This window comes from Streptomyces sp. AF1A (assembly GCF_047340315.1).
Lineage (GTDB): Bacteria > Actinomycetota > Actinomycetes > Streptomycetales > Streptomycetaceae > Streptomyces.
Genome location: NZ_JBLEBI010000155.1, coordinates 1 through 16,694, shown reverse-complemented (window position 1 = coordinate 16,694; position 16,694 = coordinate 1). Strand labels below are relative to the sequence as shown.

The window sequence follows — 16,694 nt, the reverse complement described above, 5'->3', positions numbered from 1 at the left end:
GTCAGTCCGCGGTCGGCGGAGTGCAGCACGCGCGCCTGGGCGCCGCCCCCGGTGGCCAGCCACGCGTCCTTCGGGCCGGAGGTGACCAGGCACTGGCCGCTCGCCGCGAAGCCCGCCTCGCCGTCCAGGGCGGCGGGCATGCCGGCCGAGGGGAGCACTCGCCAGGACCGGCCGCCGTCGCGCGTGGACAGGATGCGGAACCTGCCGTCCACCGGGTCGCTCAGGGCGATGCCGTGGCGGCGGTCGAAGAAGGCCATGCAGTCGTAGAAGGCGTTCGGGTCGCTGTTGCGGAAGGACTCCGTCCAGGTCGCCCCGCCGTCGTCCGTGCGGTACACCCGGGACGCCTCCCCCTCGCCGATGGCCAGCACCACGGCTTGCCGTGCGTCGAAGGCCTCGACGTCCCGGAACTCCAGGCCGGCCGTGCCCGGCGGCGAGACGTCGCGCCATCTCGATCCGCCGTCCGTGGTGACGAGGACCGTGCCGCCGGTGCCGGCCAGCCAGGCGGTGTGCCGGTCGACGGCAGCGAGGCCCCGGAAGCGGACCTGCGGGGTGCCCGGGTCCTTCGCCGCCCAGTGCGCGCTCCCCGTCCCGAGCGGCCGGGCCTCGGCCGCCGGCACCGTCAGCGCGGACAGGGCCGCCGCGCACGCCACCCCCGCCGCCATCAGCCTGCTCGTCCGTGTCCTGCGTCGCGTGCTCCCCCAGCGCCTCATGGCGGGCGAAGCTAGCCCACTTGCCCGGCGCCGTCCAGAGGCCCAACTACGGCCGCCCACGGGGCAGAACGGCCGGGGAACCTCCCCCGTGCATGAACGCGGTGACCGAGGTCACTCGTTCCGCGTGCACGCCTTGGCCGATTCCGTCGTCTCTTCCGTTGCCGGGTGTCACACCAGGACGCAGTCCAGCCGTCACGAGGGAGCAAGGCGTTGTCCACCGTCATCGAGCAGCCCGTAGAGGCCCGTCTCGTCGCCGCCGCACCGCGCATGCCGAGCATTCCCGCCACGCTGCGCTACGACCGCCGCGACCCGTTCGCCGTCCGGATGACCTTCCCGGCCCCGGCCACGCTGGAGGGGGTGGAGGTGTGCTGGACCTTCTCCCGTGAGCTGCTCACGGCCGGGTTGCGGGGGCCGGAGGGCCACGGTGACGTGCGGGTGCGGCCGTACGGATACGACCGCACCGTGCTGGAGTTCCGCGCCCCGGAGGGCACCGCGATCGTGCATGTGCGCTCGGGGGAGATACGGCGGTTCCTGGAGGCGGCGGGCGCACTGGTGCCCGTCGGCCTGGAGCACCTCCAGTTCGACCTGGACCACGACCTGGCCGAGCTGATGCGCGACGCCCGCTGAGCGCCGCGCGCGGAGAGCGGCCGTCGTCCGGTGGACGTGCGGCCGGGCACGTGCAGGGCGTGACAGGCGAGGGCTGTCACGCGGAGCGGGTGCTGATACGTCATGGGCTCGGTCGAGCGACCGGCGCGGGACGGGCCCGGCGGGAATCCGGCGTGGGCGTGCCGCCTCGGTCGAGCGACCGGCGCCGGACCGGCCCGGCGGAAATCCGGCGTGGGCGTGCCGCCTCGGTCGAGCGACCGGCGCCGGACCGGCCCGGCGGAAATCCGGCGTGGGCGTGCCGCCTCGGTCGAGCGGCCGGCGCCGGACCGGCCCGGCGGGAATCCGGCGTGGGCGTGCCGCGGCGGATCGACGGATAAGGCGCTCCGGCCGGCCGCTCCTTAATTGCGTTGACAGCCACCGGGCGCCTTCCTACGGTGTGTTCCGGTCCTGTTGCCGCCGATTGGAGAAGGACGTTGCTCGTCTGAGGTCCTGAGACACCGCGTCGCACCGGTGAGGTGTGCGTGGCGTACGACCTCGGCGTCCGAGCCGTCCTCCGGCACAGGCCTTTTTTTGCGGCCTCCTGGTGCCCCGGGCCTTCGGTTTCCGCCTCGCGGTGTCTCGACACGCGCCCGCCCGACCGCACCCATCCTCGCGAGGCCTCCATGTCATCTTCCCTCACCTGCACGTCCCTGTCCTTCGCCTGGCCCGACGGCACCACCGTGTTCGACGGGCTCGACATCGCCTTCGGCCCCGGCAGAACCGGACTCGTCGGCGTCAACGGATCCGGAAAGTCCACCCTGTTGAAGCTGCTCGCGGGCGAACTCGCCCCCGCCGGCGGCACGGTCAGGGCGGTCGGCGAGATCGGCCACCTGCCGCAGAACGTCACCCTCGACACCGGGCTGCGCGTCGACGAGGCCCTCGGCATCGCGGAACGCCGGGCCGCGCTGCGCGCCATCGAGGCGGGCGACGTCGCAGAGGAGCACTTCGAGACCGTCGGCGACGACTGGGACGTCGAGGAGCGCGCCCTCGTCACGCTGGGCGAACTCGGTCTCGGCCACGTCGGCCTGGACCGCACCGCCGGCGAGGTGTCCGGCGGCGAGTCGGTGCTGCTGCGGCTGGCCGCGCTGCTGCTGCGCCGCCCGGACGTGCTGCTGCTGGACGAGCCCACCAACAACCTCGACCTGTACGCGCGCCGCCGGCTGTACCGGGCCGTCGCCGCCTGGCCGGGCGTGCTGGTCGTCGTCAGCCACGACCGGGAACTGCTCGACCTGGTCGACCAGATCGCGGAGCTGCGCTCCGGGGAGGTCGCCTGGTACGGCGGCAACTTCTCGGCGTACGAGGAGGCCCTCGCCGTGGAACAGGAGGCGGCCGAGCGGATGGTGCGCGTCGCCGAGGCCGATGTGCGCAGACAGCGGCGCGAGCTGACCGACGCCCAGGCCAAACTGGCCCGCCGCAAGCGGTACGGGCAGAAGATGTGGGACGCCAAGCGCGAACCGAAGATCGTCATGGGGGCGCGCAAACGCGCCGCCCAGGAGTCGGCGGGCAAGCACCGCATCCTGCACGAGGAGCGCCTCGCCGAGGCCAGGGAGCGCCTGGACGAGGCGGCGGAGGCCGTACGGGACGACGACGAGATCCGCGTCGACCTGCCGTACACGGCCGTGCCGCCCGGCCGGCAGGTGCTCACCCTGGAGAACCTGGCCCTGGCCCACGGGGCACGGGTCGAGGGCATCCTGGACCTGCGCGGCCCGGAGCGGATCGCGCTCGTGGGCCGCAACGGCGCCGGCAAGACCACGCTGCTGCGCACGGTCGCCGGGGAGCTGGCACCGGTGGCCGGCGTGGCCGAGACGCATGTGCCCCTGCGGTTCCTGCCCCAGCGGCTGGACGTGCTGGACGACGAGCGGACGGTCGCGGAGAACGTGGCCCGGTTCGCGCCGGACGCCACCGACAACCGGGTCCGGGCCCGCCTCGCCCGGTTCCTGTTCCGGGGTGCGCGGGCCGACCGGACGGCGGGCACGCTCTCCGGCGGCGAGCGCTTCCGGGCCGCCCTGGCCGCGCTGATGCTCGCGGAGCCGGCGCCTCAGCTGCTGCTCCTCGACGAGCCGACCAACAACCTGGACATGGCCAGCGTGCGACAGCTGACCTCGGCTCTGGAGTCGTACCAGGGGGCGCTGCTCGTGGCCAGCCACGACCTGCCGTTCCTGGAGTCGATCGGCATCACCCGCTGGCTGCTGATGGAGGAGGGAGAGCTGAAGGAGATCGGGCGGGACGATGTCGGGCATGTCGCCCGGGACTCGGACGCGCCCGAGCATCTCAGGAGGGCCACAGGCTGACAACGAGGCTTTTGTCTCGCCCGCCTCGGACTGCATGATGGCCAACCGGTGCCGCATCACCGCCACCACAACCGCACCACCGATAGGAAAGGCCCCTCGTGCCCAGCAAGAAGGCGCTCGTCCGCCGCCCCAGCCCCCGCCTCGCCGAAGGCCTGGTGACGCACATCGAGCGGGAGAAGGTCGACGTCGGGCTCGCCGAAGAGCAGTGGGAGGCCTACGTCGAGGCGTTGCGGGTGCACGGCTGGGAGACCTTCGAGGTGGAACCGGCCGACGACTGCCCGGACTCGGTGTTCGTCGAGGACACGGTCGTGATGTACCGGAACGTGGCGCTGATCACCCGGCCGGGAGCCGAGTCCCGGCGCGCGGAGACCGCCGGCGTCGAGGAGGCGGTGGCCCGCCTCGGCTGCTCGGTGAACTGGATCTGGGAGCCGGGCACGCTCGACGGCGGTGACGTGCTCAAGGTCGGCGACACCGTCTACGTCGGCCGGGGCGGGCGCACCAACGCGGCCGGCGTGCAGCAGCTGCGCGCGGCCTTCGAACCGCTGGGCGCCCGGGTGGTGGCCGTGCCGGTGAGCAAGGTGCTGCATCTGAAGTCGGCCGTGACCGCGCTGCCGGACGGCACGGTCATCGGGCACATCCCGAAGGTGGACCGGCCGTCGCTGTTCCCGGGCTTCCTGTCGGTGCCGGAGGAGTCGGGCTCGCACGTGGTCCTGCTCGGCGGGCACAAGCTGCTGATGGCGGCCAGCGCCCCGAAGACCGCGGAGCTGCTGACGGACCTCGGGCACGAGGTCGTCACGGTGGACATCGGCGAGTTCGAGAAGCTCGAGGGCTGTGTGACCTGCCTCTCGGTGCGCCTGCGGGAGTTGTACGCCTGACCGGATGATCGCCTCGCCCCGGCAGCCCCGGGACCTGCGGGTCCCGGGGCTCTTCGGCGCGCCTTGCCCCCCCGTCGGGCAACGCGTTGATCAGCGATCTTTACAGCGACCTTAACCTACGGCTTCGTAACCTACGGGCTCGTAGCCTACGATCGCGTAGGTTCCGGCACCGCTCGCCGGGTCAATTCCCCCTTTTTCTCCCCTTTGTTCGGCGTCCCCCTGGAGTTTCCGTGACGATCACCTCTCCGCACCTCGGCAGCCCGTCCGCCTGGACCGATGCGCGACTGCTGTACGCACTGGAGGAAGTGGTCGAAAAGGAGCTGAACCGGCATCTGAAGGTCGCCAAGGACTGGATGCCGCACGAGTACGTGCCCTGGGGCGAAGGGCGCAACTTCCCGGGCCTGTTCGAGGACGGGGAGGCCTGGGACAAGGACCAGTCCCAGGTGACGGAGATCGGCCGCATCGCCCTCGTGGTCAACCTGCTGACCGAGGACAACCTGCCGAGCTACCACCACGAGATCGCCTCGCTCTTCGGCCGCGACGGCGCCTGGGGCACCTGGGTGCACCGCTGGACGGCCGAGGAGGGCCGGCACGGCATCGTCATGCGGGACTACCTGCTCACCTCGCGCGCGGTCGACCCGGACAAGCTCGAGCAGTTCCGCATGGCGCACATGTGCGAGGGATTCGAGTCCGACAACCGGCACTCGATGCTGCACTCGATCGCCTACGTCGCCTTCCAGGAGCTGGCCACCCGGATCTCCCACCGCAACACCGGGCACCAGTCGGGCGACCCGGTGTGCGACCGCATGCTCGCCCGCATAGCGACCGACGAGAACCTGCACATGGTCTTCTACCGCAACCTGCTCAGGGCGGCCTTCGAGCTGGCGCCCGACCTGACGATGCAGGCCGTGCGGGACGTGGTCGTGAACTTCCGGATGCCCGGGCACGGCATCCCCGGTTTCGAGCGGGCCGCCGCGCAGATGGCGATCGGCGAGGTCTACAACCTGCGCATCCACCACGACGACGTGCTGCAGCCGGTGCTGCGCTTCCTGAAGGTCATGGAGATCGACGGCCTGGACCCCGAGGGACGCCGGGCGCAGGAGGAACTCGGTCTGTTCCTGGGCGGGCTGGACGCGGAGGCCGCCCGGTTCGACGAGAAGCTGGCCGCCCGGAAGGCCCGCATGGCGGCGCGGGCCGGAGCACCGGCGTAGGCCGTCACGCCCCGCCACGCGCCGCCGTGCGGTGCAGGCTGTGTACGGCCGCCACTCCGGCCGGGACCGCCGGGGCCGGAATGGCGGCGCTGAGGTCGGCCAGGCGCCGTTTGATGCTGCCTGCGATGCCGGTCCCCAGGCGGCAGCGGGTGGCAGTGCGGGCCCGGGTCGCGTGGTCGAGGAGCCGGTGCGCCTCGCGGCTGCGCATGCCGGTGTGGCTCAGCACCAGGTGGTGCAGGCGGTGCCCGGCGCCGGCGGCGGCCAGATTGACGTGGTTGTCCTGCGCCGCGAGGACGGCGGCCGCGCGGACCCGTCCCAGGTCGAGCAGGGCGGCGCCGGCCGCGAAGGCTGCTTCGGCCAGCCGGGCGGCGGCCCGCGGCCCGATGCCGTTGCCGACTACGGACAGCCGGGTGAGCCTGCCGTACGGCGCCCGTTCCAGGGCCTCGGCGAGGCGCAGGGCGCCCGCGCCGCCCAACCGGGCGGCCGAGACGTGCAGTTCGTCGACCACGCCGGCCGCGACCACGGCGGCCAGGGCCCGGGCGCCCGCCTCCCCGAGCGGGTTGCCGTGGGCGAAGAGCCGCTCGATGCGGCGCCCCTCGTCGGCCGCGGCCGGCAGCGCGTCGGCCAGGACGGCAGCGCGTCGGCCAGGACGGCCGCGCCCGTCGCGTCGAGTCCGGTCTGCACCAGGTCCAGGGTGCGCAACGACCGGGCGGATTTCAGGAGTTCGGCCCCCGCCCGGCCACCCGCGGCGCCCAGCGGATTGCGCTTGAGCCAGACACCGGTGACGACCTGAGGCGAGGCCCGCAACTGGTCGGCGATCCGGCAGGCGCCGGCCGCGGTGATGCCGTTGCAGCCGAGGTGGAGCGTCTCGACGTCCGCGCCGGCGACGGCGGCGGCCCCCTCGTCGCCGAGCGCGTCCGTGCCCGGCAGCAGGTGCCGTACCGGCGAGGGCCCCTCGGACAGGGCGGCGGCGATCAGCGCGGCGCCCCGCGCGCCCACGCCCTGCTTGCACAGATCCAGCCGGCCGTGGGGCAGGGCCGTGCCGGCGGCGAAATCCAGCCGCTGTTCCGCCGGGCGCCCGGCGCGCAGCCAGTCGAGCAGCGGCGCGAGGTCGGCCGGGGGCCGAGGGACGACATGCGGCACCCCCGCGCAGCCCGTCGGGTCCTGCTGAGGCCGCCCGCTCACCACTGTGCCTCCCGGTAGTCCTTCAGGAACACGCCGGACACCGGGTCTCCGGCCTCCCCGCGCACGATCGGGTCGTACACGCGCGCCGCTCCGTCGACCACGTCCAGCGGCGTGCGGAAGCCCGCGCCCGCCATCCGGGCCTTCTTCGGCGCCGGGTTCTCGTCGGTGATCCAGCCGGTGTCGACGGCGCACATATGCACGCCCTGCACGGCGAGTTCGGCGGCGCTGGTGCGGGTGAGCATGTTCAGCGCGGCCTTGGCCATGTTGGTGTGGGGGTGGCCGGCCGTCTTGTTGCGGACGGCGAAACGGCCCTCGACCGCGGTGACGTTGACGACGTAGCGGCGCGGGCGCCGCGACGCGAGGAGCAGGGGCAGCAACCGGTCGCACAGCAGAGCCGGGGCGAGCGCGTTGACCAACTGGGTCTCCAGGACCTCGGCCGGGTCGAGCGCGCCGAGCCGCGCCGACCAGGAGTTCTCCGGGGACGGATCGGGCAGCAGCCCGGCCTCGTCGGCCTCCCGCAGCAGCACGGGCAGGGCGGCGGCCGAGCCCGGCAGCATCCGCATCGGCCTGAACCCGGGCGCCTGCCGGGCGCCGGGGGGCAGCGCGCCGGACTCGCCGGCGGCGAGCAGCGCGTACGACTCGGGCGGCCGGCGCACCGTCTGGGCCGCGTTGTTGACGAGGGCGTCCAGCGGCCGGCCCTCCCGCCTCAGGTCCGCGCACAGGCCGAGCACCTGGCGCGGATCGCGCAGGTCGACGGCGAGGACGGTCAGCCGGTCCAGCCACCCGGCGCTGCCCGGGGCGGTCCGGAAGCGGCGCACGGTGTCGTGCGGGAAGCGGGAGGTGACCAGCAGTTCGGCGCCGTCGCGCAGCATCATCAGGGCCAGCTGGAAACCGATCTTCACCCGGCCGCCGGTGAGCAGGACCCGGCGTCCGGTCAGGTCGGTGCTCAGGGTACGGCGGGCGGAGTTGTCGGCGGCGCAGCTCGGGCAGAGCCGGTGGTAGAAAGAGTCGACCTGTCGATAGGGAGACTTGCAGACGTAGCAGGTGCGCGACCTGCGGAAGACGCCGGCGGCACCGGGCTCGGCGAGCGGGGCGTCCTCGCGGCGGGCGAGGGCACCGGTGGCGGTCGCGGCCATCGCGGCGGCGTCGGCGGCCGAGGCCTTCTCGCCCCGCGCCTTGCGGCGCCCGAGCCGGCCGTCCCGCGCGAAGGACGCGGCGACCTGTTCCGCCCTCAGCCGCACGGGGTCGTCGACGGGTAGCGTGCGCAGCTTGCCGACCACCTGGTGGAAGGCCGCCAGCTCGGCCTCGGAGACCGCACCAGCCGCCGCGCTCGTGACCGTCCGCCCGGTCGACTCGCCCATTGTCCCGCCCCATGTCCGTCGTACCATGGCGGTCCCGACCGGATGCGAGCCGACGTGGCCGCCCGGAGATTGCCGCGCGTCCGCCTCTCCTCGACGGGACCGCGGCACGCGCCCGGACGACCGGATTCGAACCGGCGTGTCCTGCATGCCATGCAGGTGCGCCTGCCTCTGCGCTACGTCCGGACGCGCCCCCGGATCATAGCCGGGCTCCCGGCCCGAACCCCACTGGTTTACGACGGGCGAAGACCGGTCCACGACGGGCGGAGGCGCGGGCCGATCTCAGCCGGACGTCCGCCTGAGGGCGAGGCGCTCCTTCTCCGACAGGCCGCCCCACACGCCGAAGCGCTCGTCGTTGGCGAGGGCGTACTCGAGGCAGGCGGAGCGCATCTCGCACATGCCGCAGATGCGCTTCGCCTCGCGCACCGAGCTGCCGGGCTCGGGGAAGAAGAAGTCGGCCCCGGTCTGGGCACACAGGGCCTGCCGCTGCCAGGCGCGGTCGGCCGGGGTGATCGTGTCGATGTGCATGGCCAGGATCGTGCTGTGCGGCGAAAAACGTTCGATCAACGCGAGGTGAACGCCGCCGCCGTGGCCTCCGGCCGCCTCGATGATGCTCCGCCGGGACCCGCCCGCGCACGGCGGCGCGCGGAGTGCGCGAGAGAACCGGAGTACGCGGGACGCGCGGAGGGCGCTGGAGAACCGGAGTACGCGGGACAGGCGAGCGCGCGGGAAAAGCGGAGTGCGCGGCAAAACCGGGAGGACCCGCCGGGTCACGCGCCGTGACCGCCGGGCCCGCCCGGCCGGCGGCGGCGCTGAGGCAGCGAGTGTCAGTGGCGGGTGCCAGACTCGGCAGTGCAGAGGACCGGACCCTTCACGGGCCCCCTTTCAAGGAGGGCGAAGATGCTCACCACCCGTTTCGTCAACGGCGCTCCGAACTGGCTCGACATCACCACTCCCGACATCGACGGCGCCCTCTCCTTCTACGGCGGCCTCTTCGGCTGGCGGTTCCAGTCGGCGGGGCCGGACGCCGGCGGCTACGGCTTCTTCCAGCTCGACGGCAGGACCGTCGCCGGCGGCGTGCAGACCGGCTCCGAGCAGGGCCCGCCGGCCTGGACCGTGTACTTCCAGAGCGAGGACGCGCAGGCCACGGCCAAGGCGGCCGAACAGGCCCACGGCAGGGTGCTGTTCCAGCCCCTGGACGTGATGGGCCAGGGGCACATGACGGTCCTCGCCGACCAGGCGGGTGTGCCGTTCGGGATCTGGCAGCCGGGCCGGACCCGGGGCGTGGACGTGGCGAACGAACCGGGGTCCCTGTGCTGGGTCGAGCTGTACACGCCGGACGTCGCGGCGGCCGCCGGGTTCTACCACCGGGTGCTCGGCCTGGAGACCTCCTCGGTGCCCACCCCGGGCGGGGCGTACACCTGCGTCAACCCGCCCGGCGCCGACGAGGAGGCGGTGTTCGGCGGGATCGCGCGGCTGGCCGACGACCCCACCGAGGCCGGGGACCGGCCGTACTGGCTGCCGTACTTCGAGGTCGAGGACACCGACGGCGTCGTCGCCAGGGCGGAGCAGCTCGGTGCGACGGTGCGCATGCCGGCGACGACGATCGAGGGCGTGGGCCGCATCGCCAAGCTCGCCGACCCGTACGGAGCCCGCTTCGCGGTGATCAGGAGCGAACCGGCGCAGGACTGAGCCGATCGCGCGGGCCCTGGCGATGCGCCGGCCGCTCCCGGCCGCGCCGAGCTAGGCGGACGCGCGCCGGATCAGGGTGGTCGGCAGGACCAGGCCGGCCAGCGGCGTCTGCGCCGCCGGCTCGGCACGGTTGCGGCCGGTGGCGCCGCGCAGCAGCAGGCGGGCCATCAGGCGCCCCATCTCCTCGATGTCCTGACGGACCGTGGTCAGCGGGGGGTCGGCCTGCTCGGCGAGCGGCAGCATGTCGTCGAAGCCGATGACGGCCACGTCCTCGGGCACGCGCCGGCCGCGCTCCCGCAGGACGCGCAGCGCACCGAGCGCGGTCAGGTCGTTGGCGGCGAACACCGCGTCCACGTCCGGACAGCGGTCGAGGAGTTCCCGCATGGCGCGCTCGCCGCCGGCGGGCGTGAAGTCGCTCTCCACGACGAGCCCGGGGTCGCCGTCAGCGGCGACGTCGCGCATGACGTCCCGGTAGCCGTCGAGCCGGTCCACCGCGGACGTCTGGTCCAGAGCACCGGTGATGTGCGCGATGCGGGTGCGGCCGAGACCGGCGAGGTGGCGCACGGCCGTCCGCGCCCCGCCCCGGTTGTCGCTGTCCACGTACACCGGGGTGCCGGTGCGGTCGCGCCAGCCGGGTCGCCCGCCGAACACGGTGGGCACCCCGGCGTCGTGTATGAGCCCGGGCAGCGGGTCGTCGAGGTGCAGGGAGAACACCAGCGCCCCGTCGACATGGCCCCCGGCGAGGTAGCGGGCGACGCGCGCGTGGTCGTCCCGGCCCTCGGTGAGCAGCAGGACCAGCTGGGTGTCGTGGGCGGTCAGCTCCTTGCTGATGCCCCGCAGCTGCAAGGCGAAGAAGGGGTCGGTGAAGACCCGGGTCTCCGGTTCGGCGATGACGACCGCGACGGCGTCGTGCCGTTTGGTGACGAGGCTGCGCGCCGCCTGGTTGGGGACGTAGCCCAGCTCCTCCACGGCTCGGCGCACCCGCTCGGCCAGGGACTCCCGGACGCCGTCGCCGCCGTTGACCACCCGCGACACGGTGGCCCGGGACACCCCGGCGCGCGCGGCCACGGCCTCCAGCGTGGGACGCGACACTGCCTCGGTCACTGCGGGACTCCTCATCCGGGGGGCTGCCGATCAGGATAACCGCGAGGTCGCCGTGCGGTGCGTGCCCGAGCGCCGCTAGGACGTCGGCCCGCGGCGGGCGCGGCTCGGCTGGACCCGCTTGGGTTCGCCCGGCATCTTCGGGTACTCCGGCGGATACGGCAGATCGCCGAGGCCGTGGTCGTGCTCGTCGCGGCGGGCCAGCTCCAGCAGCGCCTCCAGGGAATAGGCATGGTCGTCCATGTCCGCGTGCACGTCGCCGAGTTCGGCGAACCGGGCCGGCATCGTGGTGAGATCGAAGTCCCGGGGGTGCGCGACGCCGACCTCCTCCCAGCGCAGCGGCGCGGAGACGGGGGCATGGGGGTGGGGCCGCACCGAGTAGGCGGAGGCGATGGTGCGGTCACGGGCGGTCTGGTTGTAGTCGAGGAAGATGCGGGCGCCGCGCTCCTCCTTCCACCATCTGATCGTGACCTGCTCGGGCATCCGGCGCTCCATCTCCCGGCCGACGGCGATCGCGGCCCGGCGCACCTGGGTGAAGGTCCAGCGCGGTTCGATGGGCACGAACACGTGCAGGCCACGGCCGCCGGAGGTCTTCGGCCAGCCGCGCAGCCCACCGAACTCTTCGAGCACGGCGCGCAGTTCGTGGGCGGCACGGACGGCGTCGGCGTAGTCGGTGCCGGGCTGCGGATCGAGGTCGATGCGCAGTTCGTCGGGGTGGTCGACGTCGGTGGCGCGCACGGGCCAGGGGTGGAAGGTGAGGGTGCCGTACTGGGCGGCCCACACCACGGCGGCCTCCTCGGTGGGGCACATCTCGTCGGCGCTGCGGCCGCTGGGGAAGGTGATGTGGACGGTCGGGATCCAGTCGGGCATGCCCTTGGGCGCCCGCTTCTGGAAGAACCACTCGCCGCCGATGCCGTCCGGGTAGCGCTCCAGGGTGGTGGGGCGGTTGCGCAGGGCGCGCAGGATGCCGGGGGCGACGCAGACGTAGTACCGCGCCACGTCCAGCTTGGTCAGACCGCGCTCCGGGAAGAAGACCTTGTCCGGGCTGGACAGCCGTACGGTCCGCCCGCCCACCTCCAGCTCCACCGCATCGCCCATGCGGCCACGGTAGGCGCACCCCCCACCCCTCGCACACCGGGCGAAGGCGGGCGCGTACGAGCAGAATCGGTTCTATGGATCTGCCCGTCATGCCGCCCGTGAAGCCGATGCTCGCCAAGTCGGTGGCGAAGATCCCGCCCGGCATGCACTACGAGGCCAAGTGGGACGGGTTCCGCTCGGTCGTGTTCCGCGACGGGACGGACGTCGAGCTGGGCAGCCGCACCGGAAAGCCGCTCACCAGGTACTTCCCCGAACTGGTCGCGGCGCTCAGGGAGCGGGTGCCCAGGCGGTGCGTGCTCGACGGGGAGATCGTGATCGCGCGGGGCGGCCGGCTGGACTTCGACGCACTGACCGAGCGCATCCACCCTGCCGACTCCCGGGTGCGGACGCTGGCCGAGCGGACCCCGGCCTCCTTCGTCGCCTTCGACCTGCTGGCGCTGGGCGACCTGTCCCTGCTCGACGTGCCGCTGACCGGGCGGCGGGCCCTGCTCGAACGGGCCCTCGCGAAGGCGACACCGCCGGTGCATCTGGCGCCCGCGACGACGGATCTCGACGTGGCCCAGCAGTGGTTCGAGCGGTTCGAGGGCGCCGGCCTCGACGGGGTCGTGGCCAAGCCGCTCACCCTGCTCTATCTGCAGGACGAGCGCGCCATGTTCAAGATCAAGCACGAGCGGACGGCGGACGTCGTCGTGGCCGGCTACCGCCTCCACAAGAGCGGCCCGGTGGTCGGCTCGCTGCTGCTGGGCCTGTACGACGACCACGGCACGCTCCAGCACGTGGGCGTGTCGGCCGCCTTCTCCATGAAGAGGCGCGCCGAGCTGGTCGAGGAGCTTGAGCCGCTGCGGATGGACGACGTCTCCGGGCACCCGTGGGCGGCCTGGTCGGACGAGGCCGCCCACGAGACGGCCCGGCTGCCCGGCGCGCCCAGCCGCTGGTCCGGCAAGAAGGACCTGTCCTGGGTGCCGCTGCGCCCGGAGCGGGTGGCCGAGGTCGCCTACGACCACATGGAGAACGGGCAGCGCTTCCGGCACACGGCCCGGTTCCGCCGCTGGCGCCCCGACCGCACGCCCGAGAGCTGCACCTACGCCCAGCTGGAGGAGCCGGTGCGCTACGACCTGGCGGAGATCCTGGGCGAGAGCGACCGGGGCTGAGCCAGGTCCTGCCAGATCCTGAGCGAGCCGGACCGGCGCTGCGGCAGATCCGGCCAGATCCTCAGCGAGAGCGGCCGGGGGCTGAGCCGCGGGCCACGCTGAGGCCGTTACGGCTTCATGAGGATCTTGATGGCGCCGTCCTGCTTCTGCTGGAACATCGCGTAGGCGTGCGGCGCCTCGGCGAGCGGCAGCCGGTGGGTGGCGAAGTCCTCGACGCCCAGCGGGTCCTCGTCGGTCAGGTACCGCATGACCTGGTCGGTCCAGCGCCGGACGTTGGCCTGCCCCATGCGCAGCTGGATCTGCTTGTCGAACAGGGTCAGCATCGGCATCGGGTCGGCCATGCCGCCGTACACGCCGCTGAGCGAGATGGTGCCTCCCCGGCGGACCAGGTCGATGCCCATGTACAGCGCGCCGAGCCGGTCGACGCTGAAGCGCTCGGCGAGCGGCCCGCTGATCCGGCGCGGCAGCAGGCCGGTGGCCGTCTGGGCCAGCTTGGCGGCGGCGCTGCCGTGCGCCTCGGTGCCGACGGCGTCGATCACCGCGTCCGGGCCCCGGCCGCCGGTCTCGTCGCGGATCGCGTGGACCAGCGCCTTCTCGTCGTCGAAGGCCCTGAGGTCGTACGTCTCCACGCCCCGCCGGCTCGCCCGCGCGAGCCGCTCGGGCACCAGGTCGACGCCGAAGACCCGTTCGGCGCCGCGTGCCTTGGCGATCCGGCAGGACATGTCGCCGATCGGGCCGAGGCCGAGGACGGCTACGGTGCCGCCGGGCGGAACGTCGGCGTACTCGACCGCCTGCCACGCGGTGGGCAGTACGTCGGAGAGATACACGAAGCGGTCGTCCGGCGGGCCCTCGGGCACCTTGATGGGGCCGAACTGCGCCTGCGGCACGCGCAGGTACTCGGCCTGTCCGCCGGGCACCGCGCCGTACAGGCGGGTGTAGCCGAACAGGGCCGCGCCCATGCCCTCGCCGGTGACCTGGGTGGTCTCGCACTGGGTGGGCAGCCCGGCGTCGCACATGAAGCAGTGCCCGCAGGCGATCTGGAAGGGCACCACGACCCGGTCGCCGGGCCGTAGCTGCGGCACCTCCGGGCCCACCTCCTCCACGATGCCCATGGGTTCATGGCCGAGGATGTCGCCCGGGGTCATGAACGGGGTGAGCACTTCGTACAGGTGCAGGTCCGAACCGCACAGTCCGGTGGACGTGACGCGGATGACGGCGTCCGTGGGCTCCTCGATCCGCGGGTCGGGCACGTCCTCTACCCGCACGTCCCGCCTGCCCTGCCAGGTGACTGCCTTCATGGGGGTCGCGCTCCCTTGGTCTGGTCGCGTGCGCGCCGGTTCGCCCTGGCGCGTCCGTTTCGCGGTGGGCCCCGGGTACCCGTGGGCCTCCGCGCCGAACCTGCGGCCGGTCCGGGCACACGTCCTCGCGGACACGCCGGGCGCCCGGCCTCCCGGGACACGCCGCGGGTCCGATCGGCCCCGCCGCGACCGAAGGGGTCCTGATATGGCAGGCGTCCGGGTATGGCAGTTGATGACCCGATGAGCGCACAATCGGATCACATGGACGGGGGTGGGCACGTGAGCCCGAGACAGAGGGCGCGCTCGCGGCGCGCCGCGTGGACGTCGATACTGCTGGCCGCCATGACGGCGGCCGCACTCACGGCGGGCTGCACCCGCCACGACCCGGGGACCGGCAACCCCCCGCATCACACCCGGACGCCGGCACCGACACCGGCCCCCACCCATTCGGTCGCCCCGGCCGGCTCCCCGCTCGCCGTGAAGATCGACAACGTGTCCGCCGCCCGCCCGCAGACCGGTCTCGACGCCGCCGACGTGGTGTACGCCGAGCAGGTCGAGGGCGGCCTGAGCCGGCTGATGGCCGTGTACGCGACCAAGCTGCCGCGCACCGTCGGTCCCGTGCGCAGCGCCCGCGAGTCCGACCTGGAGCTGCTGCGCCAGTTCGACCGGCCCTACCTCGCCTTCTCGGGCGCCCAGCACAAGCTGCTGCCGCTGATCGACAAGGCACCCCTGCGGGCCGAGTCACCCGACGAGGCCCCGCGCGCCTACTACCGGGGCGCCGGGAAGCCCGCACCGCACAACCTCTATGTGCACCCCTCCGCCCTGCTCTCCTCCACCCCGGGCAAGGGGGCGCTGACCACGGGCTTCCACTACGGCCCGGTCCCGTCCGGCGGCACCCGTGCGACCTCGCGGACCGTGCGCTACCCCGCGGCCCGCTTCACCTTCACCTGGTCCGCCGGGCGGGGCGGCTGGCTGGTCTCGATGGACGGCACGCCCACGGTGACGACGAGCGGAGTCCGGGTGGCGCCGCCGACGGTCGTCGTGCAGTACGTCAAGATCCGCACCTCCGGCTACCACGACGTGCTCGGCAATCACACCCCGTACACCGAGACGGTCGGCTCTGGGAAGGCGGAGGTGCTGCGCGGCGGACGGTCCTTCGCCGCCACCTGGTCCCGGCCGACCGCCACAGCCGGTACGGCGTTCACGACGACGGACGGCAGCCCGCTGAACTTCGCCGCCGGCCAGGTGTGGGTGGTGTTCGCGGCGCGCCGGTGACCGGCGGGTCGGGTGGCCGGAGGCACAGAGAGCGGCGCGCGACGGCCGACGGCCCAGCGGCCGGAGAGCCGCGCGGCACTCCGAGTATCAGGTGCGGTACCCCGGCCGCTTTCGGCAGAAGCCGTCATCGGAAGGCGCCTCGGCGCGGCCGTTCAGCCCTACTGGGCGGACACCGGCTCCGCCGGGTTGCGCAGGCCCTCCGCCGCGTCGGCGACCCGGCGGAGGAGGTCGAGGAAGACGGTCCGTTCCCCGGGGGACAGCGGGGCGAGGAACACCTGGTTCATCCGTGCCGTGCGCACGGTCAGCTTCCGGTGGGTACGCAGGCCCTCGCCGGTGAGGCTGAGCAGGGAGCGCCGCCCGTCCTGCGGGTCGCGCACCTTGTGCAGCAGTCCGCGGCGCCCGAGCCGGCTGATGACCTCGGCGACGGTCGACCGGTCCAGGCCGACCCGCTCCCCCACGGTCCGCTGGTCCAGGCCCGGCTCGGCGACGAGCGCGTTCATGACGGCGAACTGCGGCGAGGTGATCTCCTCCGAGACCATCGTGTTCCACAGCAGGTAGTGCGCCTGCTGGAGCCGCCGGGCCAGATGCCCGGGATGGGTGGTGAGGTCCACCGCGGCCATGTGCGCTCCCTGATCAAGTTTCGTCGGTGTACTGAACAATACTCGCCGATTCACCTGCCCGTCGCCCTCTATGAACCCACATCTGTCCAGGTCTTGACGGTCTCACTTTCCCAGTGGCAGCGTGAAAAGCCCTCGCTGAATTACTCAGTGCCCTGACTAATGGCGAAGAGATAGGGCTTCACGG

At 73.3% G+C, this 16,694-nt stretch carries 16 protein-coding genes and 1 tRNA gene; 7 read left to right on the top strand and 10 right to left on the bottom strand.

Features of this window, described 5'->3' with window-relative positions; genetic code table 11:
• On the bottom strand, window positions 1-662 hold a 662-nt coding region (locus ACLU3S_RS29140), incomplete at its 3' end, for a WD40/YVTN/BNR-like repeat-containing protein (RefSeq protein ID WP_413954948.1).
• Window positions 663-920: 258 nt separating this feature from the next.
• Between ACLU3S_RS29140 and ACLU3S_RS29135 the strand changes: the two genes are divergently transcribed.
• The 4 genes from ACLU3S_RS29135 to ACLU3S_RS29120 all read left to right on the top strand — a co-directional run bounded on the left by ACLU3S_RS29135 (window position 921) and on the right by ACLU3S_RS29120 (window position 5,732).
• A complete protein-coding gene (locus tag ACLU3S_RS29135; RefSeq protein WP_413954947.1) occupies window positions 921-1,337 on the top strand; it encodes an SsgA family sporulation/cell division regulator in 417 nt (138 codons plus the stop codon).
• Between the two features lie 641 nt (window positions 1,338-1,978).
• On the top strand, window positions 1,979-3,646 hold the full coding sequence (locus ACLU3S_RS29130) for an ABC-F family ATP-binding cassette domain-containing protein (protein ID WP_413954946.1): 1,668 nt from the start codon (window positions 1,979-1,981) through the stop codon (window positions 3,644-3,646).
• Window positions 3,647-3,744: 98 nt separating this feature from the next.
• Window positions 3,745-4,521 carry a dimethylargininase gene (ddaH, locus tag ACLU3S_RS29125; protein WP_413954945.1) on the top strand — a complete coding sequence of 259 codons (777 nt, stop codon included), beginning with the start codon at window positions 3,745-3,747 and terminating at the stop codon, window positions 4,519-4,521.
• A 230-nt stretch (window positions 4,522-4,751) separates the two neighbouring features.
• Window positions 4,752-5,732, top strand: a complete 981-nt coding sequence (locus ACLU3S_RS29120; RefSeq protein WP_413954944.1) for an acyl-ACP desaturase — start codon at window positions 4,752-4,754, stop codon at window positions 5,730-5,732.
• 4 nt (window positions 5,733-5,736) lie between these two features.
• Here the strand turns inward: ACLU3S_RS29120 and ACLU3S_RS29115 are convergent, their stop codons facing one another.
• The 5 genes from ACLU3S_RS29115 to ACLU3S_RS29095 form a co-directional block, all read right to left on the bottom strand.
• Window positions 5,737-6,240: a hypothetical protein gene (locus tag ACLU3S_RS29115; RefSeq protein WP_413954943.1), complete on the bottom strand. Its 504-nt coding sequence runs from the start codon at window positions 6,238-6,240 to the stop codon at window positions 5,737-5,739.
• Window positions 6,129-6,917 (bottom strand): hypothetical protein, encoded by a 789-nt coding sequence (locus ACLU3S_RS29110; protein ID WP_413954942.1) that lies wholly within the window; start codon window positions 6,915-6,917, stop codon window positions 6,129-6,131. Before ACLU3S_RS29110 ends, ACLU3S_RS29115 begins: the two co-directional genes overlap by 112 nt.
• A complete protein-coding gene (locus tag ACLU3S_RS29105; protein WP_413954941.1) occupies window positions 6,914-8,278 on the bottom strand; it encodes an SDR family NAD(P)-dependent oxidoreductase in 1,365 nt (454 codons plus the stop codon). Before ACLU3S_RS29105 ends, ACLU3S_RS29110 begins: the two co-directional genes overlap by 4 nt.
• Window positions 8,279-8,389: 111 nt before the next feature.
• Window positions 8,390-8,461, bottom strand: a tRNA-Ala gene (locus ACLU3S_RS29100).
• Between the two features lie 96 nt (window positions 8,462-8,557).
• Window positions 8,558-8,803, bottom strand: a complete 246-nt coding sequence (locus ACLU3S_RS29095; protein WP_413954940.1) for a WhiB family transcriptional regulator — start codon at window positions 8,801-8,803, stop codon at window positions 8,558-8,560.
• 372 nt (window positions 8,804-9,175) lie between these two features.
• On the opposite strand from ACLU3S_RS29095, the gene ACLU3S_RS29090 reads away from it, so the two are divergent.
• Complete coding sequence (locus ACLU3S_RS29090; protein ID WP_413954939.1) at window positions 9,176-9,967, top strand: VOC family protein; 792 nt, start codon at window positions 9,176-9,178, stop codon at window positions 9,965-9,967.
• A 51-nt stretch (window positions 9,968-10,018) separates the two neighbouring features.
• On the opposite strand, the gene ACLU3S_RS29085 is transcribed toward ACLU3S_RS29090, so the two are convergent.
• Window positions 10,019-11,071 carry a LacI family DNA-binding transcriptional regulator gene (locus ACLU3S_RS29085; protein ID WP_413954938.1) on the bottom strand — a complete coding sequence of 351 codons (1,053 nt, stop codon included), beginning with the start codon at window positions 11,069-11,071 and terminating at the stop codon, window positions 10,019-10,021.
• Between the two features lie 75 nt (window positions 11,072-11,146).
• Window positions 11,147-12,166 carry a non-homologous end-joining DNA ligase gene (ligD, locus tag ACLU3S_RS29080; RefSeq protein WP_413954937.1) on the bottom strand — a complete coding sequence of 340 codons (1,020 nt, stop codon included), beginning with the start codon at window positions 12,164-12,166 and terminating at the stop codon, window positions 11,147-11,149.
• A gap of 74 nt (window positions 12,167-12,240) precedes the next feature.
• On the opposite strand from ligD, the gene ACLU3S_RS29075 reads away from it, so the two are divergent.
• Window positions 12,241-13,317, top strand: a complete 1,077-nt coding sequence (locus ACLU3S_RS29075) for an ATP-dependent DNA ligase (RefSeq protein WP_413954936.1) — start codon at window positions 12,241-12,243, stop codon at window positions 13,315-13,317.
• Between the two features lie 107 nt (window positions 13,318-13,424).
• Here the strand turns inward: ACLU3S_RS29075 and ACLU3S_RS29070 are convergent, their stop codons facing one another.
• Entirely contained in the window at window positions 13,425-14,615 is a 1,191-nt protein-coding gene (locus ACLU3S_RS29070; RefSeq protein ID WP_413954935.1) for a zinc-dependent alcohol dehydrogenase, read from the bottom strand.
• A gap of 261 nt (window positions 14,616-14,876) precedes the next feature.
• On the opposite strand from ACLU3S_RS29070, the gene ACLU3S_RS29065 reads away from it, so the two are divergent.
• On the top strand, window positions 14,877-15,890 hold the full coding sequence (locus ACLU3S_RS29065; protein ID WP_413954949.1) for a DUF3048 domain-containing protein: 1,014 nt from the start codon (window positions 14,877-14,879) through the stop codon (window positions 15,888-15,890).
• Between the two features lie 158 nt (window positions 15,891-16,048).
• Here ACLU3S_RS29065 and ACLU3S_RS29060 read toward each other — a convergent pair whose 3' ends face one another.
• A complete protein-coding gene (locus ACLU3S_RS29060) occupies window positions 16,049-16,510 on the bottom strand; it encodes a MarR family winged helix-turn-helix transcriptional regulator (RefSeq protein WP_413954934.1) in 462 nt (153 codons plus the stop codon).
• Between the last annotated feature and the right edge of the window lie 184 nt (window positions 16,511-16,694).